Origin of the sequence: Streptomyces sp. NPDC051940 (genome assembly GCF_040680895.1) — a bacterium.
GTDB lineage: Bacteria > Actinomycetota > Actinomycetes > Streptomycetales > Streptomycetaceae > Streptomyces.
Window position 1 is genome coordinate 36,694 of record NZ_JBFAXR010000029.1, and the last position, 20,010, is coordinate 56,703.

The 20,010-nt window shown below is 73.4% G+C and carries 18 protein-coding genes; 11 read left to right on the top strand and 7 right to left on the bottom strand.

Features of this window, described 5'->3' with window-relative positions; all coding sequences use genetic code 11:
• Positions 1-58: 58 nt before the first annotated feature.
• From AB0M28_RS14470 to ligD (AB0M28_RS14500), 7 genes are all read left to right on the top strand, one after another.
• On the top strand, positions 59-1,078 hold the full coding sequence (locus tag AB0M28_RS14470; RefSeq protein WP_365403201.1) for an ABC transporter permease: 1,020 nt from the start codon (positions 59-61) through the stop codon (positions 1,076-1,078).
• Positions 1,075-3,270, top strand: a complete 2,196-nt coding sequence (locus AB0M28_RS14475; protein WP_365403203.1) for an oligopeptide/dipeptide ABC transporter ATP-binding protein — start codon at positions 1,075-1,077, stop codon at positions 3,268-3,270. Before AB0M28_RS14470 ends, AB0M28_RS14475 begins: the two co-directional genes overlap by 4 nt.
• Complete coding sequence (locus tag AB0M28_RS14480) at positions 3,267-4,064, top strand: ATP-binding cassette domain-containing protein (RefSeq protein ID WP_365403206.1); 798 nt, start codon at positions 3,267-3,269, stop codon at positions 4,062-4,064. Before AB0M28_RS14475 ends, AB0M28_RS14480 begins: the two co-directional genes overlap by 4 nt.
• Before the next feature lie 52 nt (positions 4,065-4,116).
• Positions 4,117-4,488, top strand: coding sequence for a metalloregulator ArsR/SmtB family transcription factor (locus AB0M28_RS14485; RefSeq protein WP_365403209.1), 372 nt, complete (start codon positions 4,117-4,119; stop codon positions 4,486-4,488).
• On the top strand, positions 4,479-4,976 hold the full coding sequence (locus tag AB0M28_RS14490) for an SRPBCC domain-containing protein (protein WP_365403212.1): 498 nt from the start codon (positions 4,479-4,481) through the stop codon (positions 4,974-4,976). The genes AB0M28_RS14485 and AB0M28_RS14490 overlap by 10 nt, the downstream gene beginning before the upstream one ends.
• Positions 4,977-5,314: 338 nt before the next feature.
• Positions 5,315-6,289: a Ku protein gene (locus tag AB0M28_RS14495; protein ID WP_365403215.1), complete on the top strand. Its 975-nt coding sequence runs from the start codon at positions 5,315-5,317 to the stop codon at positions 6,287-6,289.
• A 32-nt stretch (positions 6,290-6,321) separates the two neighbouring features.
• Complete coding sequence (gene ligD, locus AB0M28_RS14500; RefSeq protein WP_365403218.1) at positions 6,322-7,203, top strand: non-homologous end-joining DNA ligase; 882 nt, start codon at positions 6,322-6,324, stop codon at positions 7,201-7,203.
• Positions 7,204-7,495: 292 nt separating this feature from the next.
• On the opposite strand, the gene ligD (AB0M28_RS14505) is transcribed toward ligD (AB0M28_RS14500), so the two are convergent.
• Both ligD (AB0M28_RS14505) and AB0M28_RS14510 read right to left on the bottom strand, forming a co-directional pair.
• A complete protein-coding gene (gene ligD / locus AB0M28_RS14505; protein WP_365403220.1) occupies positions 7,496-8,533 on the bottom strand; it encodes a non-homologous end-joining DNA ligase in 1,038 nt (345 codons plus the stop codon).
• A gap of 9 nt (positions 8,534-8,542) precedes the next feature.
• Complete coding sequence (locus AB0M28_RS14510) at positions 8,543-8,902, bottom strand: group 1 truncated hemoglobin (RefSeq protein ID WP_365403223.1); 360 nt, start codon at positions 8,900-8,902, stop codon at positions 8,543-8,545.
• Positions 8,903-9,132: 230 nt separating this feature from the next.
• Between AB0M28_RS14510 and AB0M28_RS14515 the strand changes: the two genes are divergently transcribed.
• Positions 9,133-10,515, top strand: a complete 1,383-nt coding sequence (locus AB0M28_RS14515) for an MFS transporter (RefSeq protein ID WP_365403288.1) — start codon at positions 9,133-9,135, stop codon at positions 10,513-10,515.
• Here AB0M28_RS14515 and AB0M28_RS14520 read toward each other — a convergent pair.
• Positions 10,499-11,254, bottom strand: a complete 756-nt coding sequence (locus tag AB0M28_RS14520; RefSeq protein ID WP_365403225.1) for an SDR family oxidoreductase — start codon at positions 11,252-11,254, stop codon at positions 10,499-10,501. The genes AB0M28_RS14515 and AB0M28_RS14520 overlap by 17 nt on opposite strands.
• 149 nt (positions 11,255-11,403) lie before the next feature.
• On the opposite strand from AB0M28_RS14520, the gene AB0M28_RS14525 reads away from it, so the two are divergent.
• Both AB0M28_RS14525 and AB0M28_RS14530 read left to right on the top strand, forming a co-directional pair.
• Positions 11,404-12,684, top strand: coding sequence for a multidrug effflux MFS transporter (locus tag AB0M28_RS14525; protein WP_365403228.1), 1,281 nt, complete (start codon positions 11,404-11,406; stop codon positions 12,682-12,684).
• Entirely contained in the window at positions 12,681-13,694 is a 1,014-nt protein-coding gene (locus tag AB0M28_RS14530) for a small ribosomal subunit Rsm22 family protein (RefSeq protein ID WP_365403231.1), read from the top strand. Before AB0M28_RS14525 ends, AB0M28_RS14530 begins: the two co-directional genes overlap by 4 nt.
• Here AB0M28_RS14530 and ddaH read toward each other — a convergent pair.
• A complete protein-coding gene (gene ddaH / locus AB0M28_RS14535; RefSeq protein ID WP_365403234.1) occupies positions 13,684-14,499 on the bottom strand; it encodes a dimethylargininase in 816 nt (271 codons plus the stop codon). The genes AB0M28_RS14530 and ddaH overlap by 11 nt on opposite strands.
• 1,285 nt (positions 14,500-15,784) lie before the next feature.
• Here ddaH and AB0M28_RS14540 point away from each other — a divergent pair.
• Complete coding sequence (locus AB0M28_RS14540; RefSeq protein WP_365403237.1) at positions 15,785-16,501, top strand: bifunctional DNA primase/polymerase; 717 nt, start codon at positions 15,785-15,787, stop codon at positions 16,499-16,501.
• Between the two features lie 71 nt (positions 16,502-16,572).
• Here the strand turns inward: AB0M28_RS14540 and efeU are convergent, their stop codons facing one another.
• Genes efeU through efeO form a run of 3 tightly spaced genes read right to left on the bottom strand, consistent with a single transcriptional unit; the run spans position 16,573 to position 19,915 of the window.
• Complete coding sequence (efeU, locus tag AB0M28_RS14545; RefSeq protein WP_365403240.1) at positions 16,573-17,427, bottom strand: iron uptake transporter permease EfeU; 855 nt, start codon at positions 17,425-17,427, stop codon at positions 16,573-16,575.
• A gap of 3 nt (positions 17,428-17,430) precedes the next feature.
• A complete protein-coding gene (gene efeB, locus AB0M28_RS14550; protein WP_365403243.1) occupies positions 17,431-18,750 on the bottom strand; it encodes an iron uptake transporter deferrochelatase/peroxidase subunit in 1,320 nt (439 codons plus the stop codon).
• A 31-nt stretch (positions 18,751-18,781) separates the two neighbouring features.
• Positions 18,782-19,915, bottom strand: a complete 1,134-nt coding sequence (gene efeO, locus AB0M28_RS14555) for an iron uptake system protein EfeO (protein ID WP_365403245.1) — start codon at positions 19,913-19,915, stop codon at positions 18,782-18,784.
• Positions 19,916-20,010 lie beyond the last annotated feature (95 nt).

Genomic DNA, 20,010 nt, shown 5'->3' on the forward strand with positions numbered 1-20,010 from the left:
GCCGGGGACGCGCGACGAAACGTACGACCGAAGTGAGCACCCCCGAGGAGGGCGGCCCGTGGCCGAAGCAGTTGTCGTCTCCGAAGCCGGTCCGCCGGCCCCCGCCGCCGCGCGGCGGACGCGGTCACCCTGGCCGGCGTTCGCCCTGCGGCGCGCGGTCGGGCTGGCCGCGGTGCTGGTCACGCTGGTCGTCGGCACCTTCCTGATGGTCAAGCTGATGCCCGGCGATCCCGCGCAGGCGCGGGCCGGGGCCGGCGCCACCCCCGAGCAACTGGTGCAGGCCCGGCAGGAGATGGGGCTGGACCGGCCCGTCCTCGCCCAGTTCGGCGACTACGTGGGCGGGCTGCTCCGCGGCGACCTCGGGGACTCCTTCCAGACAGGCCAGCCCGTGGCGAAGATGATCGGCGACGGTATGCCCTTCACCGCCCAGGTCGCCGTGCTGGCCATGGTCGTCGCGCTGGTGGTGAGCGTGCCGCTCGGGATGGCCGTGGCCGTGGTCTGCCGGGGCGGCCGGCGCGGGCCGCTGGACACGCTGTTCACCGGAGTCACCGCCCTCGCCCAGGCCGTCCCCGAGTACGTGCTCGGCACGCTGCTGGTCGTGGTGTTCGCCGTGCGGCTGGAGCTGCTGCCCCCGTCGGGCGCCGACAGCCTCGACGCGTTCGTGCTGCCCGTGCTCGCCGTCAGCATCGGTCCCATCTGCACGCTGGCCCGGATCGTACGGCGGGAGACGGCGTCCGTGCTCACCACGGACTATCTGCGCACCGCCCGCGGCCGCCGGCTCCCGGCGCCGCGGCTGTACGCCCGGCACGCCCTGCCGAACCTGCTGACCAGCACCCTCACCGTGGGCGGGCTGATCCTCACCGGCCTGCTCGGCGGCACCGTCATCGTCGAGTCCGTCTTCGGCATCCCCGGGCTCGGCCTGGCCTCCTTCAAGGCGATCATCGCCCGCGACTACCCGGTCATCCAGGGCATGGTGCTGGTCATCGGCCTGCTCGCCGCCCTGCTGAACCTCCTCATCGACATCGTCCTGGGCCTCCTCGACCCGCGGACCCTCAACGCGAAGGCAGGCACCGCATGACCACCGCCGCGCCTGACGGCCGCCGACCGCGGCTCACCCCCGGCCTCGTCGCGGGCCTGGTGCTGATGGCCGTCCTCGTCGTCCTCGCCGCCGCCGCGCCCTGGATCTGGGGCGAGGAGGCCGAGGCGCTCGGCGGCATGCCGCATCTGGGCGCGAGCGCCGACCACTGGTCGGGCACCGACCCGCAGGGACGCGACGTCCTCGCCCGTACGCTGGTGGCCACCCGTACGACGCTGCTGATGTGCTTCGGCGCCACCGCGATCGCCGCCGCCGGCGGGATCGGACTGGGCGCCGCGATCTGGGTCGCCGGGCCGCGGGTGCGCGAGGCCGGGCAGCGGCTCGTCGACGTGCTCATCTCCTACCCCGCCGTGCTGCTGGCGATGATCGTCGCCGCCGTGCTGGGGCCCGGCGCCGGCACCTCCGTGGTGGCCATCGGACTCGCAACCTGCCCGGCGTTCGCCCGGCTGACCACGAACCTCGCCGCGAACACCGCGAACCGCGACTTCGTCTCCACCGCCCGGCTGCTCGGCGTACCGCCGCTGCGGCTGCTGCGCCGGCACATCGTGCCGAACATCGCCGAACCGCTGCTCGTGCTGGTCTCGGTGGCGTTCACCGTCGCGCTGAAGGCGCTGACCGGGCTGTCGTTCCTCGGCATCGGCGTACAACTGCCGTCGTACGACTGGGGGAAGCTGCTCGCCGACAACCTGCCCGACATCTACAACAACGCGGCGCCCGTACTCGCCCCCTGCCTCGCCATCGTGGTGGCGGGCCTGGCGGGCGGCCTGATCGGCGACGGGCTGGCCGCGGCGATGAACCCCTCGGCCCACCACGACCGCCCGCGCGGCGGGCGGGCCCGGGTCGCGGCGGCGCTGGCGGGCGCCGCCGTGCCCGCGCCCGCGGCGGACGCCGTCGCGGTCGCCGAGGACCTGACCGTCTCGCTCCCGGACGGCACCCGGCTGGTCGACGGGGTGTCGCTGAGCATCGCCCCCGGGGAGATCGTCGGCGTGGTCGGCGAGTCGGGCTCCGGCAAGTCGCTCACCGCGATGTCCCTGGCCCGGCTGCTGCCCGAACCGCTGCGCGCGGACGCGGCGGCGCTGCGGGTCGGCGACCTGGACCTCACCGGGAAGCCGCCGGCCCGGCGGCTGGCGACCGAGATCGGCATCGTCTACCAGGACCCGTCGTCCTCCTTCAACCCCGTGCTGAAGCTGGGCGGCCAGCTGACGGAGACCCTGCGGGTGCACGGGGGCGTCTCTCGCACCGAGGCGCGCACGCGGGCGGTGGAGCAGCTGCGGCGCGCCCACGTCACCCAGCCCGAGGCGCGGATGGGACAGCATCCGCACGAGCTGTCCGGCGGCCAGCGGCAGCGGGCGATGATCGCCTCCGCGATGCTCACCCGGCCGAAGCTGCTGATCGCCGACGAGCCGACCACCGCGCTGGACGTCACCGTCCAGGCCGAGGTGCTGCGGCTGCTGCTGGCGGCCAACGAACGCGACGGCACGGCGATCCTGCTGATCTCCCACGACATCGCGGTGGTCTCGTCGGTCTGCGACCGGGTGCTGGTGATGTACGCGGGCCGGCTGGTCGAGGAGCTGACGGCGGAGCAGCTGCGCGCGGGCGCCGCCCGCCACCCGTACACCCGGGCCCTGCTCGCGGCCACCCCGTCGCTCGACGAGGACAAGCCCCTGACCCCGATCCCGGGCCGCCCCCCACAGCCCGCCACCCGCCCCCCGGGCTGCGCCTTCGCCCCACGCTGCGGCCTGGCGACGACCGTATGCACGGAGGAGCGCCCACTGCCGCGGCAGACGGAGTCGGGGTCGGCCGCCTGCCACGCACTGGGGACGGAGAGCGGGGCGGGGCTGGATCAAGCCCGCCCCCAGGCAATGGGGGCCGACAGCGGGGCGGGACCGCATCAAGCCCGTCCCCACGCGCTGGGGGTGGAGAGCGGGGCGGGACCGCATCAAGCCCGCCCCCACGCGCTGGAGGCGGAGAGCGGAGACGGGCCGGATCAAGCCCGCCCCCACGCGCCGGGGGCCGACAGCGGGGCGGGACCACATCAAGCCCGTCCGGCGTTTGAGGACGAGCGCCGCCAGGCGCGATCCGCGGCCGCAGGCCGCGAGGCGGTTCCGGGGCAGAGCCCGATCGACGCCACACGGCTGGCGCAGGCCGGCGACACGGAGGGAACGCCGCGATGACACCCGTACTCGAACTGGACCGGGTCAGCGCAGGCTTCGGCTGGGGCCCCCGCCGCAAGGCGGTCCTGCACGAGGTCAGCCTCACCCTCGAGGCAGGCCGCACCCTCGGCCTCGTCGGCGAGTCCGGCTCCGGCAAGTCGACCCTGGCCAAGGCCGTCGTGGGCCTGGTGCGGCCCGCGTCCGGCCGGATCCTCGTCGACGGGGAGGACCTGGCCGCCGCGGGCCGCGACCGGATCGCGGCGCTGCGCCGCCGGATCCAGCTCATCCCGCAGGACCCCTACGCCTCGCTCAACCCCCGGATGACCGTCGGCGACGCCCTCGCCGAGGCCATCGACCCGCGCCGGGGCCGGGCCCGCGACCACCGCGAGGCGATCGCCGGCCTGCTGGCCCGGGTCGCCATGGACGCCGACGCCGCGGACCGCTACCCGCACGCCTTCTCCGGCGGCCAGCGGCAGCGCGTCGCCATCGCCCGGGCGCTCGCGGTGCGGCCGGAGGTGATCGTGGCCGACGAGGTCACCTCGGCGCTGGACTGCTCGGTGCAGGCGGAGGTGCTGGGCGTCCTCGGGGAGCTGCGCCGTGAGACGCGGCTGACCATGCTGTTCATCTCGCACGACCTTGCCGTCGTACGGCATGTGTCGGACGAGGTCGCGGTGATGTCCGGGGGCCGGATCGTGGAGTACGGGGAGCGGGACGCCGTCTTCTCGGCGCCGGCCCACGCTTACACCCGGCTGCTGCTGGAGAACGTGCCGGACGGGCGCCCGCTGCACACGACGGCGGCTCAGCCGAACGGGTGACAGCGCGCGTTCCGGTTGCCGCCGCCGCGGGAGGGGGCTAACGTACAACCTGATGGTTGTAAGTCAGGAGTCCGCCGCCGAGCGCGCCGACCGCCTCTTCCACGCCCTGGCCGACGGGACGAGGCGCGAGATCGTCGTGCTCACCCTGGCCGGTGAGCACTCGGTCTCCGACCTCGCCCGCCGCTTCCCGATGAGCTTCGCGGCCGTCCAGAAGCATGTGGCGGTGCTGGAGCGGGCCGGCCTGGTCGTCAAGCAGCGGCACGGACGGGAGCAGCGCGTGCGCGGGAACGCGCAGGCGCTGGCCGAGGTCCGTGAGCTGCTGGACCGGCTGGAGGCGGTGTGGCGCGGACGCATGGACCGGATCGGCGAGATGCTCGCCGGGCCCGGACCGGCGGACAGCGAGGAGGACGCATCATGGCCGTGACCGATGTCAAGAAGGACCTGGAAGCACGCACGCTGACCTTCACCGCCCGCTTCGCCGCGCCCCCGGCGCGGGTGTGGCAGGTGTGGGAGGACCCGCGGCAGCTCGAGCGCTGGTGGGGTCCGCCGACGTACCCGGCGACGTTCGTCGACCACGAACTGAAGCCGGGCGGTGAGGTCCTGTACTTCATGACCGGGCCGGAGGGCGACAAGCACTACGGGTGGTGGCGGGTCACCTCCGTCGACGCCCCGCGCGAACTGCGGTTCAGGGACGGCTTCGGCGACGAGACCGGCAAGCCCAGCTCCGAACTGCCGGAGACGGACGTGACCGTGCGGCTCTCGGCGGACGGCGACGCGGCCACGGTGATGACCGTGGAGAGCGTCTACGGCTCGCGCGAGGCCATGGAGCAGGTGCTCTCCATGGGCATGGAGGAGGGCATGACCCTCGCCGTGAACCAGATCGACGCGCTGCTGGCGGACTCCGCCGCCTGAACGTGCTGACCGCGCGTCATCAGCCCAGGTCGCGGCGGGCGGCTCCGGCTTCCGGTCGACACCCGGTTGGAGTAGGGGTTTCATTGGGAAATGTCGCCCTTGACTGCCTGACGGCAGACCCGCGGCGAGGGCACGTAAGGGACGACCGGCGGCGCAGTGGCGCCGCCGGGGCGCGTCCCGGCAGAGAGCGAGGCCCGCGCGTGCAGCGCGGGTCTCGCGTATGTCCGGAACGGTTCCGCACCGTGCGTCCGGATCGATTCCGCACCGTGCGCCCGGCCGGGCGGGCGCCGCCCGGCGCCCGTAGCATCGGGGTGAACCTCGCAGAGAGGACGCAACCGGTGAAATCCATCTGGAAGGGTGCCATCTCCTTCGGCCTCGTCAGCATCCCCGTCCAGCTCTTCTCGGCCACCGAGGAACGCGGCGTGTCCTTCAAACAGGTGCACGCGACGGACGGCGGCCGGATCCGCTACCGGCGGATCTGCGAGCTGGAGGACGAGGAGGTCGCGTACTCCGACATCACCAAGGCGTACGAGACCGACGACGGCACTCTCGTCATGCTGACCCCGGAGGAGCTGGCCGATCTGCCGCTGCCCTCCAAGAAGATCATCGATGTCGTGGGGTTCGTCCAGGCGGAGGAGTTCGACCCGATCCAGTTCAACCGGGCCTACTACATCAAGGCCGCCGACGCCGCGGCGGCCAAGCCGTACGTGCTGATGCGCGAGGCCCTGGAGCGCTCCGGCCGGGTCGCCGTGGTCAAGGTCGCGCTGCGCAGCCGCGAGGCGCCCGCGCTGCTGCGGGTGCACGACGGCGTGCTGGTGCTGCACACCATGCTGTGGCCGGACGAGGTCCGCTCGGCGGAGGGCATCGCGCCCGACAACAAGGTGACCGTCCGCAAGCAGGAGCTGGAGATGGTCGACTCGTTCATGGAGGCGCTCGGGGGGTACGACCCCGACGAGTTCACGGACGAGTACCGCGCGGCCGTCGAGGCGCTGGTGGCCTCGAAGGAGGGCGAGGGCCCGCCCGTCGTGCACGAGGAGGCGGCGGAGAAGCCGGGCAAGGTCATCGATCTGATGGCCGCGCTGGAGGCGAGCGTCAAGGCCGCGAAGTCGGCGCGCGGGGAGGAGCCCGCCGCGGCGGAGAAGGCCACCGTGAGCAGGATGCCGGCGAAGAAGGCGGCGGCCAAGAAGACGGCGGCCAAGAAGACGGCGGCCAAGAAGACCGCCGCGAAGAAGACCACGGCCAAGAAGGCGGCCGCGAAGAAGTCCACCGCCAAGAAGGCCGCCAAGAAGACCGCTTCGAAGAAGGCGGCCTGATCCCCCGTGGCCGGACGGGCGGTTGACGCGGGATGACGACGGTCACCGAGGTCGAGGGCCGCCGGCTCAAGCTCAGCAACCTGGACAAGGTGCTGTGGCCGGCCCCCGGTTACACCAAGGGCGAGGCGCTGCACTACTACACGCGGATCGCCGGGGCGCTGCTGCCGTATCTGCACGACCGCCCGGCCTCCTTCCTGCGCTTCCCCGAAGGGGTGGAGGGGCAGCGCTTCTTCGCCAAGAACGTGCCGCCCGGCGCGCCGGACTGGGTGGCCACCGCGGAGATCGAGGGCAAGTCCTCCACCGTCCGCCACGTCCTCGTCCAGGACCTGCCGACCCTGCTGTGGGCGGTGAACCTGGCGGCGATCGAGATCCATGTGCCGCAGTGGCGGGTCACGGAGCCCGAGCTCTCCGACCGGATCGTCTTCGACCTGGACCCCGGGCCGCCGGCCACCGTCGTCGAGTGCTGCCAGGCAGCGCTGCTGCTGCGGGAGGCGCTGGCGGAGGACGGACTGGACGCCTGGCCGAAGACCTCGGGGTCGAAGGGCCTGCACCTGTACGTGCCGATCGAGGGCGCTCCGTCGGCCGACACCTCCGCGTACGCGAAGGCGCTCGCCGTAAGGCTGGAGGAGCGGCACCCCGAGCTGGTCCTGCACCGGATGACCAAGTCCCTGCGGCGGGGCAGGGTGTTCGTCGACTGGAGCCAGAACAACCGGGCGAAGACGACCGTCGCGCCCTATGTCGTACGCGCGAAGGAGCAGCCCACGGTGTCCGCCCCGCTGGGGTGGGACGAGGTGGAGGCGTGCTCCGCGCCGCAGGAGCTGGCGTTCCTGCCGGACGAGGTGGTCGAGCGGGTCGAGGAGTACGGCGATCTGATGGCGCCCGTGCTGGAGGAGCGGTTCCGGCTGCCCGGTTGAGCAGAATCGGGTCCGAAATGCCGGATTACTCCGTTCGTGGCACAGTGGGAGCACCGTCATGAGGAGGAAACCGCCATGACAAAGGGCCACAGGCAGCGCGAGAGCGGCAATCCCGCCTATCGGGCGGCGATCGAGGCCAGGAACGAGCGCTACAAGGACTCACAGCGTCAGGCGGGGATGTCCGCGCACTTCGATGCGAAGTCGCACAGCAGCCGGACGAATCCCCAGGCTCAGCGCCGCTCCGCTCAGCGGGAGCGCGGATAGACGCTGTGAGGCGTGCGGGGCGGGTCGCTCAGGCGGCCCGCCCCCGCTGCCCGTCCGGGGGGTCCCCGGCGTCTGGCGGCAGCGGCTGCTTGTCCGTCCGCAGCCCCCGCCACACCGGGTGCCGCAGCCGGCCGGCCGGTGTCCACTCGGCGTAGCCGACCTCCGCCAGCAGCACCGGCTCCACCCAGTGCACGTCGCGGCTGTACACGTGCCGGTCGTCCAGCGGGCCCGTGAACGGGCTCGTGTCGCGGGCCAGACCGTCCAGCAGCGGCTGCAGCGTCTCCAGGGCCCGCTCGGAGAAACCGCTGCCCACGCTGCCCGCGTACACCAGCCCCCGCGGTGACTCGAGGCCCACCAGCAGCGCGCCGAACGTGCCCCGGCGGTGGCCCCCGCCCTGGGTCCAGCCGCCGATCCACACCTCCTCGGTGCGGACGTTCTTGATCTTGAGCCAGGCGTCGCTGCGCCGGTCCGGGTGGTAGGCGGAGGCCAGACGCTTGGCGATGAGTCCTTCGAGATGGTGCTGCCGGGTGAGTTCGAGCGCCTCCTCGCCGTGCCCCTCCCAGTACGGCGGCGCGGCCCAGTGCGGGGCGTCCAGGGCGAGGTCCGCGAGCAGTTCGCGACGGCGTCGGTAGGGGTCGCGCAGGGTGGAGCGGCCGTCGAGGTGGAGGACGTCGAACACCATGTAGTCCACCGGCACCTCGGCCGCCAGCCGGCTGATCTGCTCCGCGCGGGTGAGGTTCATCCGCCGCTGCAGGGCGGCGAAGGAGGGGCGGCCGTCCGGGCCGAGGGCGACGAGCTCGCCGTCCAGCACGCAGGGCGGCAGTCCGGCCGGGGGCGGGGCGAGTTCCGGGTACTGGGCGGTGACGTCGTTGTCGTTGCGGGACAGCAGGGTGAGGGAGCCGTCGCCCGGTACGTACGCGACGGCCCTGATGCCGTCCCACTTCAGCTCGTAGCCGTACCCCGCGTCCGCCGCGGGGGAGGGCAGCGCCCCGGACACGGCCAGCATGGGCCTGATCCGCGGCAGCTCCGCTGCCCTCCCGGGTGTTTCGTCGCGGCGTCCCGCCATACGGAGAAACTATGCGCGGCCGGGGGCTATGTCCTGCTGGAGGGGTGCGAGGGTGTCGCCGATCCGCCCGATCGTCTCGCTCGGTACGCCGAGCGAGTCCAGGGTGTCCACCAGATGGCCGACGACGCGTCCGAAGTCGTCCGGGGTGATCCCCAGGCCCTCGTGCGCCTTGGCCATCGGCCGGCCGTTGTAGCGCGCCGGGCCGCCCAGCGCGGCGCCGATGAAGGCCCGCTGGTGGCCCTTGAGCCGCGCCACGTCGATGTCCTCGAAGTACCCCGTCAGGGAGGGGTCGGCGAGTACCCGCTTGTAGAAGTCGTCCACGGCTGCCGAGACCGCGGCCTCGCCGCCGATCGAGTCGTAAATGCTCATGGGGCAGAAGTATCTAGCTCATAAACCGGTTCCGGAAGGTCGAGTTGTGGCGGGAAGTGGACACACTCGACTGACAGGCGGTCCTTTTGGGACAGTTCACCGGGAGCGGATCCCGGTTCCTCCGCTCCGGTCCGCATACCGAGGGGGAGGCGACGATGCCCGAGTCCCGCGCCGAAGCGGCCGGAGCAGCCGGAGCAGCCGGAGCAGCCGGACCAGCCGGCTCCGCCAGGCTGACCGCGCGTGAGTGGGGCGTGCTGCTGGTGCTGTGCGGCGCGATCTTCCTCGAGGGCATCGACGTGGCGATGCTGAACGTCGCGCTGCCCTCGATCCGCGCCGACCTGGGGCTGTCCACCGGGACCCTCAGCGGCGTGGTCAGCGCCTATGTGCTGGGCTACGGCGGGTTCATCCTGCTCGGCGGGCGCGCGGCCGATCTGCTGGGCCACCGCCGGATGTTCGTGACCTGGCTGGTCGTCTTCCTGGCCTTCTCCGGGCTCGGCGGGTTCGCCACCGAGGGCTGGATGCTGCTGCTCGCCCGGTTCGTCACGGGGGTGGCGGCGGCGTTCCTGGCGGCCGCCGGGCTGGCGCTGGTCTCGTCCGGCTTCCCGGAGGGGCCGGTCCGCACCCGGGCGATCGCCGTGTACGCGGGGACGGCCGCGGCCGGGTTCTCCCTCGGCCTCGTCGCGGGCGGCGTGCTCACCTCGTTCGGCTGGCGGTGGGTGTTCTTCGCGCCGGTCGTGCTGTCGGCGCTGATCCTGGCCGCCACCCTGGCGCTGGTCCGCGACACGGGGAGGCCGGCGCGGCCCCCGGGCGGCTTCGACCTGGCCGGGGGCCTCACCGTCACCGGGGCGATGCTGCTGCTGTCGTACGGGGTGGTCCGGCTGGAGCATCCCGGTGACGGGCCGGGCCGCACCGCCGCCGTGTTCGCCGCGGGGCTGGCGCTGCTGGGGCTGTTCGTCGTGGTCGAGCGGCGGTCCGCGGCGCCGCTGGTGCGGCTGGCGGTGCTGCGCTCGGCGCCGCTGGTGCGGGTCAACGCGGCCGCGCTGCTGTTCCTGGCCGCCTTCGCGGGCTTCCAGTTCGTGGTCACCCTGTACTTCCAGGAGATACGCGGCTGGGGCACGATGCGCACCGGGCTGGCCATGCTGGTGCTGGGCGTCGACGCGGTCCTCGCGCCCCTGCTGACACCGCGCCTGGTGCAGCGCTTCGGCGTCACCCGCGTGACGCTGAGCGGCTTCGTCAGCGCCGCGGCCGGCTACGCGCTGTTCCTGCCCGTCGGGGCGGACTGGTCGTATCCGGCGATGCTCCCGGCGCTGTTCCTGCTCGGGCTGGCCTTCGCCCTGGCGTACGGGCCGCTCACCATGGCCGCCACCGACGGGGTGGCGGAGGACGAGCACGGGCTGGCGGGCGGACTGCTGTACACCTCCACCCAGTTCGGCATGGCGCTCGGCCTGTCGGCCGTCACCGCCGTCAGCGTCGGCGCCGGTGCGGGGCTGGAGGGGCTGCGCGCCGCGCTGGCCGTCCCGCTGGGGGTGGCGGCGCTCGGCGTGCTCGTCGTCGCGTCGGGCCTGCGCCGTCCGGCCGTACGGCGGGAGGAGGCGGTCAGCCGCGCCCGATGAACGGCATCGACGTCGCCATCACCGTCGCGAACTGCACGTTCGCCGCGAGCGGCAGCGACGCCATGTGCAGCACGGTCCGCGCCACGTCCGCGACGTCCATCAGCGGCTCCACCGCCGTACTGCCGTCCGCCTGCCTGGTGCCCGTGCGCATCCGCTCGGTCAGCTGCGTGGCCGCGTTGCCGATGTCGATCTGGCCGCAGGCGATGCCGTACTTGCGGCCGTCCAGCGACAGGGACTTGGTCAGGCCGGTCAGCGCGTGCTTGGTCGCCGTGTAGGCGACCGAGTCCGGGCGCGGGGCGTGGGCGGAGACCGAGCCGTTGTTGATGATGCGGCCGCCGCGCGGCTCCTGCTCCTTCATCAGCCGGAACGCCGCCTGCGCGCACAGGAACGCGCCGGTGAGGTTGGTGTCCACCACGTCCCGCCAGTCCTCGACCGCCAGCTCCTCCAGCGGTACGGCGGGACCGAACCGGCCCGCGTTGTTGAACAGCAGGTCCAGCCGCCCGTACCGCTCCCGTACGGCCGCGAACAGCGCGTCGACGGCCGCCGGGTCCGTGACGTCCGTGGGCACCGGGGTGACCGCGCTGTGGTGGCCGGCCAGCAGCGCCGTCCCGGTGAGCGGATCCGCGCGCCGGCCGGCGAGCACGACGTCCCAGCCGGCGTCCGCCAGCGTGAGCGCCACCGCCCTGCCGATCCCCGACCCCGCACCGGTGACGACCGCGACCTTCGACAGCTCCTGCATGCGATCACCATACGGCGGGAGGTGACGCACACCTCACCCCCGGGACGGCCTCCGGGGCCGGGGACGGACCCCCAGTGGTCCAGTCCACCGCGCCGCGGCTGAGAGAATGGGCCCTCGCCCGTGCCCTCCCCCCCTTCGCTGGAGCACCCATGCCTGACAGCGGTCCCGACCGCATAGCGCCGACCGCCGAGCAGACCGACGTACCCGGCAGCCCCGCCCTCGCCCCCCGCAGGCGGGCCGGGCTGCTGATCGTCCTGATGCTCGGCGGGCTCACCGCGATGCCCCCGCTGTCCATGGACATGTACCTTCCCGCGCTCCCCGCCGCCGCCGGCGAACTGCACAGCACCGCCGCCCAGATCCAGCTCACCCTCACCACCTGCCTGGCCGGGCTCGCACTCGGCCAGCTGGTCGTGGGCCCGCTCAGCGACCGCTTCGGCCGCCGCCGCCCGCTGCTCGCCGGGATGCTCGTGTACGTCGTGGCCACCGCCGCCTGCGCGGTGGCGCCCGACGTGGCGACGCTGACCGGGTTCCGGCTGGTCCAGGGGCTGGCCGGGGCGGCCGGCGTGGTCATCGCGCGGGCCGTGGTGCGCGATATGTACGACGGGCTGGAGATGGCCCGCTTCTTCTCGTCCCTGATGCTCGTCTCCGGTATCGCGCCGATCGCCGCGCCCGTCCTCGGCGGCCAGGTGCTGCGCTTCACCGACTGGCGCGGGGTGTTCGTGGTGCTGGCGGTGATCGGGGCCGCGATCACCGCGGTCGTGGCGCGCAGGCTGCCCGAGACGCTGCCGCCGTCCGCCCGCCACTCCGGCGGCTTCCGCAGCACGCTGGGCGCGCTGCGCGGGCTGCTCGCGGACCGCCGCTTCACCGGCTACCTGCTGTCCGGCAGCTTCGCCTTCGCGGCGCTCTTCGCGTACGTGTCGGCGTCGTCGTTCGTCGTCCAGGAGATCCACGGGGCGTCCGCGCAGACCTTCAGCCTGCTGTTCGGCGCGAACGCGCTGGGGATGGTGGCCGTCGGCCAGGTCAACGGGCGGATCCTGGTGGGCCGGGTCAGCCTCGACCGGGTGCTGGCCGTCGGCCTGGTGCTGGTGGCGGGGGCGTCGGCGGCCCTGCTGCTGATGGCGTGCGGGGTGTTCGGCGACCTCGGGCTCGCGCCCTTCGCCGCCGGGTTCTTCGTGCTGATGTCGTCGCTGGCCCTCGTCATGCCCAACGCCAACGCCCTCGCCCTGATGCGCGCCAAGGACGCCGCCGGCTCGGCGTCCGCGCTGCTCGGAACGTCGGCGTTCCTCACCGGGGCCATCGCCTCGCCGCTCGTCGGCGTCGCCGGTGAGCGGACCGCGGTGCCGATGGCGGTGGTCCAGGTGACGTGCTCCGCGCTGGCGGGGCTCGCGTTCCTGGCGATGTGCGTGCGCACGCCTAGACTCGTCCGGTGAGTGAGACCGAGGACGCGCTGCGGCGCACCCTGGCCGGCGCGCTGGACGGGCTGCCGGCGCGGCAGGCGGCGCAGGCCGTGGACCGGCTGATCGAGAACTACCGCGGCGCCACCCCCACCGCCGCGCCCGTGCTGCGCAACGCCGCGGACGTGGCGGCGTACGCGGCCTACCGGATGCCGGCCACCTTCGAGTCCGTACGCGCCGCCCTCGGCGCGCTGCGTACGGCGGCGGGGGACTGGGCGCCCGCGAGCCACGTCGACATCGGCGGCGGCACCGGCGCCGCGACCTGGGCGGTGGCCGACGCGTGGCCCGCCGAGCGCGACACCGTGGTCATCGACTGGGCGGAGCCCGCGCTGGAGCTGGGCAAGCAGCTCGCCGCCGGCTCCGGGCTGCCCGCGCTCGCGGGCGTCGAGTGGCGGCGGCAGGTCGTCGGTACGGGGCTGGAGCTGCCGGACACGGACCTGGTCACCGTGTCGTACGTCCTCGGGGAGCTCACCGGGCCCGACCGCGCCGCGGTCGTGGACGCGGCGGCCGACGCCGCGCAGGCCGTGGTGGTCGTCGAGCCCGGTACGCCCGACGGCTACCGCCGGGTCATCGAGGCCCGCGGCCGGCTGATCGAGGCCGGGTTCACCGTCGCCGCGCCCTGTCCGCACGACGGCACGTGCCCGATCATGGCCGCCGCGAACCCGGCGGAGCCCGCCGTCGACTGGTGCCACTTCGCCGCGCGCGTCCAGCGCAGCTCGCTGCACCGCAAGGTCAAGGGCGGGGCGCTGGGGCACGAGGACGAGAAGTTCTCGTACGTCGCCGCGGTGCGGTTCCCGGTGCGGCCGGCCGCGAACCGGGTCGTCCGGCATCCGCAGATCCGCAAGGGGCTCGTCATGCTGCGGCTGTGCACGGCGGAGGACGGGCTGGCCGGGGAGAACGTCTCCAAGCGCCACGGGCCGCTGTACCGGGCGGCCCGTGACGTGGAGTGGGGGGACGCGTGGCCCCCCGGGGATCTCACACTCTGATCTCCAGCGTGCAGCACTTCACGCTGCCGCCGCCCTTCAGCAGCTCTGTCAGGTCCAGCGGTACGGGCTCGTAGCCGCGGGCCCGCAGCGGGGCGCACAGGCCCGCGGCGGCCTGCGGGAGCAGGACGTGCCGGCCGTCGCTGACGGCGTTCAGGCCGAAGGCGAGCGCGTCGGCCTCCTCGGCGATGACCGCGTCGGGGAAGAGGCGGGCGAGTGCCTCGCGGCTGCCGGGGGAGAACGCGCCCGGGTAGTACATGACGTCCGTGTCGGTGGAGTCGTCCAGGACGCACAGGGCGGTGTCGAGGTGGTAGAAGCGGGGGTCGACGAGGTCCAGGCCGATCACCGGGCGGCCGAAGAACTCCTGTGCCTCGGCGTGGGAGGCGGGGCTGGCGCGGAAGCCGCGGCCCGCGAGGAGGAGGTTCCTCGTGACGGCGAAGTCGCCCTCGCCCTCGTTGACGTGCTCGGGGATGCGGATGTCGGCGTAGCCCTGCGCCTGGAACCACTTGCGCTGGGCCAGTGCCTCGCCCGCGCGCTGCGGGAAGGCGAAGCGGGCGGAGAGGACGCGGCCGTCGATGACGGTGGCGCCGTTGGCGGCGAAGACCATGTCGGGCATGCCGGGTTGCGGCGTGAGCAGCTCGACGGTGTGGCCGAGGGAGAGGTACGTGCGCTTGAGGTCCTCCCACTGGGTGAGGGCCAGCTGCGGGTCGACGGGCTTCGCGGGGTCCATCCAGGGGTTGATGGAGTAGCTGACCTCGAAGTGCGTGGGTGGGCACATGAGGTAGCGGCGGGGCGGGGCAGTGCGCAATGAGGGCTCCTCACATGGTCGGGTTATTCCGGTACGTGCATCGTGGCGCCTGGGGCGCCGTTTACGCAGGCTTCGCGTGAGGGTTTCGTGTCGCGTTCATCCCGGCGGGGGCGCCTCGCGCGCGCGGGCGCGCTCTGCGGGCCGCTCCGCGCGGGGTGGCCCCGCGGGTTGCGTCGCGCTGCGGGGGCTCCGCCCCCGGACCCCCTCCGCGGGCTGCGCCCGCATCGCGCCTGGACGGCGCTCGGCCTCAAACGCCGGCCGGGCTGGGCGCGGGCCGTGCGCCCCGATGCCTGGCGGCCGGTGTGTCGGCGCTGCGCGCCTCGTCCTCAAGCGCCGGCCGGGCTGGGTATGGGCCGTGCGCCCTTGTGCCTGGCGGCCGGTGTGTCGGCGCTGCGCGCCTCGTCCTCAAGCGCCGGACGGGCTGGGTGTGGGCCCTTCGGCCTTGTGCCTGGCGGCCGGTGTGTCGGTGCTGCGCGCCTCGTCCTCAAGCGCCGGACGGGCTGGGTGTGGGCCCTTCGCCCTTGTGCCTGGGCGCCGGCGGTTTGCCCCTGGCGAGGGATCCCCGGCGGGGAACCTCCCGGCACGGAACCCCGGCGGGGAACCTCCTGGCACCGAACCCCGGCCGGGACCCCCGGCACCGAACCCCGGCCGGGACCCCCGGCACCGAACCCCCGCCGGGACCCCCGGCACCGAACCCCCGCCGGGACCCCAGCACGGAACCCTCGCCGCGGAACCCCGGCCGGTAACCCCCGCCACGGAGCACCCGGAGGGCAATCCCCGGAACGGACACCCGGGCATGACCCGCAACGGCCGTCGGAAGGGACCCTCCGGGGCAGGGGCGGCTCTGGACATGGGCAGCCCACCCGTAGCACCAGCTCCTCCGGTCCCGGCAGGGGGTGGCCCAGTTGCACAGCTCACTGACACGGATCAGCATCCGCGGAGATCCCCCCGGCAGGGACCAGCCCTCCGCTAAGGACCAGCCCCCGGACAAGGGGCACCCCGGCAGGCCCCAGCCCCCGGCAGGGACCGGTCCCCGTGGGCAGCGGGCCGCTTGTTGGGGGTCACGGGTCGGAATAGCTCGGGCTACATTCCGGTGTCGGCTGCGGGGGCGGGCGTGGGCGGAGGCGGGGTTCGCCTGGGCGCGGGCCCGCGGGGTGCGTACGGGTTCCGCCAAGTGTGGCTGAGAGGGCTGTCCGATCGTGGCAGCATTGGCCTACCGGCCCCCGGGCTCGACGACCCGGCCGCCGGTCGCGGTGGCGTGAGGTGAGGGGAGCCGAGGACTTATATGGCACGGACGAGCAGGATCCCGCAGTGGCTGCAGCGCCGGAGCAGGTCTCAGGGCGCGGATCCGGCGGGAGCGGCGGCCGAGCGGGAGGGGCTGGTTCTGGCCGCCGCCCGTGCGGGGCTGCCGGTGGCGCCCGCCGCGCACCCCGAGGGTTACGGCTGCTCCTGTGACCGTGTCGGCTGTCCCACGCCCGCCCGGCACCCCGTCTCCTTCGCCTGGCACACCCAGGCCAGCACCGACGCCCAGCGCGTCGGGCAGTGGCTGACCGGCCACCCCGAGGCCAACTTCATCGTCGCCACCGGCATCACCGCGGACGTCCTCGACGTACCCCTGGAGGCCGGCCGCGCCGCGCTCGCCGCGCTGGAGGAGGCGGGTGTGGAGCTGGGCCCCGTGGCCGCCGACGCGTCGCGGATGCTCTTCTTCACCACCACCCGCGGCACCCCCGAGGACGAGGACGAGTGGTGGCCGTGCGAGCTGGACTGCCATCCGGAGACCATGGCGGAGCACCCGGGACTGCGCTGGCACTGCCGCGGCAGCTACGTGCTGCTGCCCCCGTCCCGGCTGCCCGACGGCGCCACCGTGGGCTGGCTGCGGGGCCCCGAGCTGCCGCTGCCCGACGCTCTGACGCTGCTCGAGACGCTCACCGACGCCTGCGCCACCTACGCCGGTTCGGAGGCGGCGGAGGAGGACGCGCGCGCGGCGGCCGGCTGGTTCTGACGTAATCCCAGACGGATACGCAACGAGGCCCCGCACTCCCGGAGACGGAGTGCGGGGCCTCGGCGTGAGCGCTACTCGCCCTGCGCGCCCGCCGTCGCCGGCGCGGCCGACGGCGTCGCCGCCGGGGTCTTCGCCGGGCGCAGGAACAGGTACAGCGTCGGGACCAGGTACAGCGTCCAGAACGTCACCTGCAGCCAGGTCGGATCCGGCTGGAAGTTGAACACGCCCTTCAGCAGCGTCCCGTACCAGCTGCCCGAGTCGAAGGCGTCGATGGTGAACGCCTTGTCCGCCAGCCCGGGCACGAAGTCCGCCTCCTGCAGATCGTGTACGCCGTAGGCCAGCACGCCCGCGGCGACGACCACCAGCATCGCGCCGGTCCAGGTGAAGAACTTCGCCAGGTTGATGCGGAGCGCTCCGCGGTAGAAGAGGTAGCCCATGACGACCGCCGTGGTGATGCCCAGCAGCGCGCCCAGCATCGGCTGGTTGGAGCCCTCGGAGCTGGTGCGCACGTTGGTCCAGACGAAGAGCGACGTCTCCATGCCCTCACGGCCCACGGCCAGGAAGGCGACGAGGACCAGCGCGCCGCGCCCCATGTCGAGCGCGGAGTCCAGCTTGCCGTGCAGCTCGGCCTTCAGATGGCGCGCCGTGCGGCGCATCCAGAAGATCATCCAGGTGACGAGCCCGACCGCGATGATCGACAGGGTGCCGCCGAGCAGTTCGGTCGCCTCGAAGGTGAGCTCGTTCTCGGTGAGCTGCAGCGCCGCCTGGAAGAGCACGGAGAGCGCGACGGCCAGGCCGATGCCCAGCCAGACGGGCTTCAGCGCCTCCTGCCGCCCGGTCTTGACCAGGTACGCCACCAGGATGCAGACGACGAGGCTGGCCTCCAGCCCCTCGCGCAGCCCGATCAGATAGTTTCCGGCGAACATCCGTTACGCCCCCTTCCCGGTGCCCTCGAACAGCGCCCTGCCCCACCAGTCGTCCTTGCCGGCGACCCCCGGCGGGACCGCGAAGACCGCGGAGCCGACGTGCTGCAGGTACTCCATCAGCGCGTCGTTCTTCGCCAGCTTCCCCTGGACGGGGATGAACGCGTCCCGCACGTCCCGCTGGTAGGCGAGGAAGAACAGCCCCGCGTCCAGCCGGCCGAGACCGTCCGTGCCGTCGGTGAAGGAGTAGCCGCGGCGCAGCATCATCGCGCCGTTGTTGGAGTCGGGGTGCGCGAGCCGCACATGGGCGGTCGGCAGCATCGCCTTCAGCAGCGGCTCGTCGTGCTCCTTGACCTTGCCGAACGGCGCGCCCTCGCCCTTGTCCCGGCCGATGATGTCCTCCTGCTCCTGCAGGGAGGTCCGGTCCCAGGTCTCGATGTGCATCCGGATCCGGCGCGCGACGAGGTACGAGCCGCCCGCCATCCAGCCCGGGCCGTCCTTCTCCGACACCCACACGTGCCGGCCGAGCTTCGCGGTCTCGGTGCCGGCGATGTTCCGGGTGCCGTCCTTGAAGCCCATCATGTTGCGCGGCGTCTGCGCGTCGGGCGTGGTGGAGGAGGTCTTACCGAAGCCCAGCTGCGACCAGCGGACCGTGACCTTGCCGAAGCCGATCCGGGCCAGGTTGCGGATGGCGTGCACGGCGACCTGCGGGTCGTCGGCGCACGCCTGGACGCACAGGTCGCCGCCGGAGCGGGCCGCGTCGAGGTTGTCGCCGGGGAAGAGCGGCAGGTCCACCAGGGCCTCGGGGCGGTTGCCCGTCAGCCCGAAGCGGTCCTTGCCGTCCTTCTCGAACAGGGTCGGCCCGAAGCCGATGGTGAGCGTGAGCCGCGAGGGCTTGAGACCGAGCGCCTCGCCGGTGTCGTCCGGCGGCGCCTCGGCCAGGGAGCTGATGGCCCCCTCGCCGACCTCGCGCCCGGCGGTCATCCGCTCGGCGGCGCGCGTCCAGTCCTTCAGCAGCTGGACGAGCTCCTCGCGGTCCTCCGTCTTCACGTCGAACGCGGCGAAGTGCAGCCGGTCCTGGACCGGCGTTGCGATCCCCGCCTGGTGTACGCCGTGGAAGGCGACGGCCGCACCCTCCGCCGCGGCGCTGACCGTGCGCGGGCCGTCGTCGCCGGACGCGGCGAGGGCCGCCCCGCCGGCCGCCGCGGCGCCGAGCGCGAGGCCCGCGCCGCCCCAGCCGATGAGGGAGCGGCGGCTGGGCGCCTGGCGCGGTTCGCCGGGGGCGTCGGCCTGGGCCGTCGTGGTCTCGTTGGTCTCGTCGGACATGGGTCCGTCCACCTCTCGCTGACCGTACCGGCTACTTGACGACTGCCGCGGCGAGCTTCGACAGGGGCTCGGCGAGCGCGTTCACGCCGTCGGAGAGCTCCTTGCGCCCGGGGTCGCCGACGGTGTCGTAGGACACGAAACCGTCGCCCTCCTTGTACTTCGCCAGCAGCGCGAACAGCGCGCCGAACTGCTTGTCCAGCTCGGCCGCGAGCGCCGGGTCGTTCTTGGCGGCGACGGGCTTGAGCAGGTCGTAGGACTTCTGGGCGCCCTCCACGTTGGCCTGGAAGTCGACCAGGTCGGTGTGGCTGTAGCGCTCCTCCTCGCCGGTGACCTTGCCGGTGGCGACCTCGTCGAGGAGCTCCTTGGCACCGTTGGCCATGCTGGTGGGGTTGATGTCGGCGGAGCCGACCCGCTCCTGCCAGTCGGTGAGGTCCTTCATCAGCAGGTCGGCGAGCTGCTTGTCCGCGTCGGTGATCTTCTTGTCCTGCCAGAGGGACTTCTCCAGCTTGTGCCAGCCGGTCCACTCCTGGCCGGCCTCCAGCCCGTCCTCGCGGACGTCGACCTTCGGGTCGATGTCGCCGAAGGACTCGGCGACCGGCTCGGTGCGCTCCCAGCCGATCCGGGAGACGGCGTACGCCTTCTTCGCGGCCTCGACGTCCCCGGCCTTCACGGCGTCGGCGAACGCCTGCGCCAGCGGCACGGTCTCGTCGGCCTGCTCCTGCACGTACTTGCGGTACTCGGCGACCGCCGCGGCGAGCTTCGGGTCGAGCGCCTTGACCGCGCCCTTGCCGGTGGCCTTCACGGTCTGCCGGATGCCGTCGCCCTTCATGCCGGGCTTGCAGGCGATCTCGTACGTGCCCGCCTTGACCTCGGCGGTGACCTCGGCCTTGGTGCCGGGGCCGATGTTCTCGCGCTCGGTCACGACGCGGTCGCCGGGGAGCAGGATGTAGACCTCGGTGACCTTGGAGCCCTTGTTCTCGATGTCGAGCGTGACGTGCCCGGCCTTGAACTCCTTCGGCGACACGTCGCACTTGCTGTCCGTGGCCGTGACGGAGACGGCGCCGTCGCCGCCGCTCTTGCCGTCGCTCTTCTCGGCGCAGCCTGCGGTGACAGCGGTCAGCGTCGCGGCGGCGGCGATGCAGACGGTGAGGCGGGCGGGGCGCATGTGGTCTCCTGGCTTCGGGACGGGGCGTCGTCACGTCGTAATAAGGCGGACCTAACTTAACTGAGGCTTACCTGATCCCCGCCCGCATAGTCCAG

Excerpts from the sequence above, each read along its gene's own strand:
- ligD (WP_365403220.1), bottom strand. The coding sequence starts at position 8,533 with ATGGCGGGACGCCGCGACGAAACACCCGGGAGGGCAGCGGAGCTGCCG.
- AB0M28_RS14480 (WP_365403206.1), top strand. The coding sequence starts at position 3,267 with ATGACACCCGTACTCGAACTGGACCGGGTCAGCGCAGGCTTCGGCTGG.
- AB0M28_RS14475 (WP_365403203.1), top strand. The coding sequence starts at position 1,075 with ATGACCACCGCCGCGCCTGACGGCCGCCGACCGCGGCTCACCCCCGGC.
- efeB (WP_365403243.1), bottom strand. The coding sequence starts at position 18,750 with ATGTCCGACGAGACCAACGAGACCACGACGGCCCAGGCCGACGCCCCC.
- efeO (WP_365403245.1), bottom strand. The coding sequence starts at position 19,915 with ATGCGCCCCGCCCGCCTCACCGTCTGCATCGCCGCCGCCGCGACGCTG.
- ligD (WP_365403218.1), top strand. The coding sequence starts at position 6,322 with ATGACGACGGTCACCGAGGTCGAGGGCCGCCGGCTCAAGCTCAGCAAC.
- AB0M28_RS14540 (WP_365403237.1), top strand. The coding sequence starts at position 15,785 with ATGGCACGGACGAGCAGGATCCCGCAGTGGCTGCAGCGCCGGAGCAGG.
- AB0M28_RS14520 (WP_365403225.1), bottom strand. The coding sequence starts at position 11,254 with ATGCAGGAGCTGTCGAAGGTCGCGGTCGTCACCGGTGCGGGGTCGGGG.
- AB0M28_RS14525 (WP_365403228.1), top strand. The coding sequence starts at position 11,404 with ATGCCTGACAGCGGTCCCGACCGCATAGCGCCGACCGCCGAGCAGACC.
- AB0M28_RS14485 (WP_365403209.1), top strand. The coding sequence starts at position 4,117 with ATGGTTGTAAGTCAGGAGTCCGCCGCCGAGCGCGCCGACCGCCTCTTC.
- AB0M28_RS14510 (WP_365403223.1), bottom strand. The coding sequence starts at position 8,902 with ATGAGCATTTACGACTCGATCGGCGGCGAGGCCGCGGTCTCGGCAGCC.
- AB0M28_RS14490 (WP_365403212.1), top strand. The coding sequence starts at position 4,479 with ATGGCCGTGACCGATGTCAAGAAGGACCTGGAAGCACGCACGCTGACC.
- efeU (WP_365403240.1), bottom strand. The coding sequence starts at position 17,427 with ATGTTCGCCGGAAACTATCTGATCGGGCTGCGCGAGGGGCTGGAGGCC.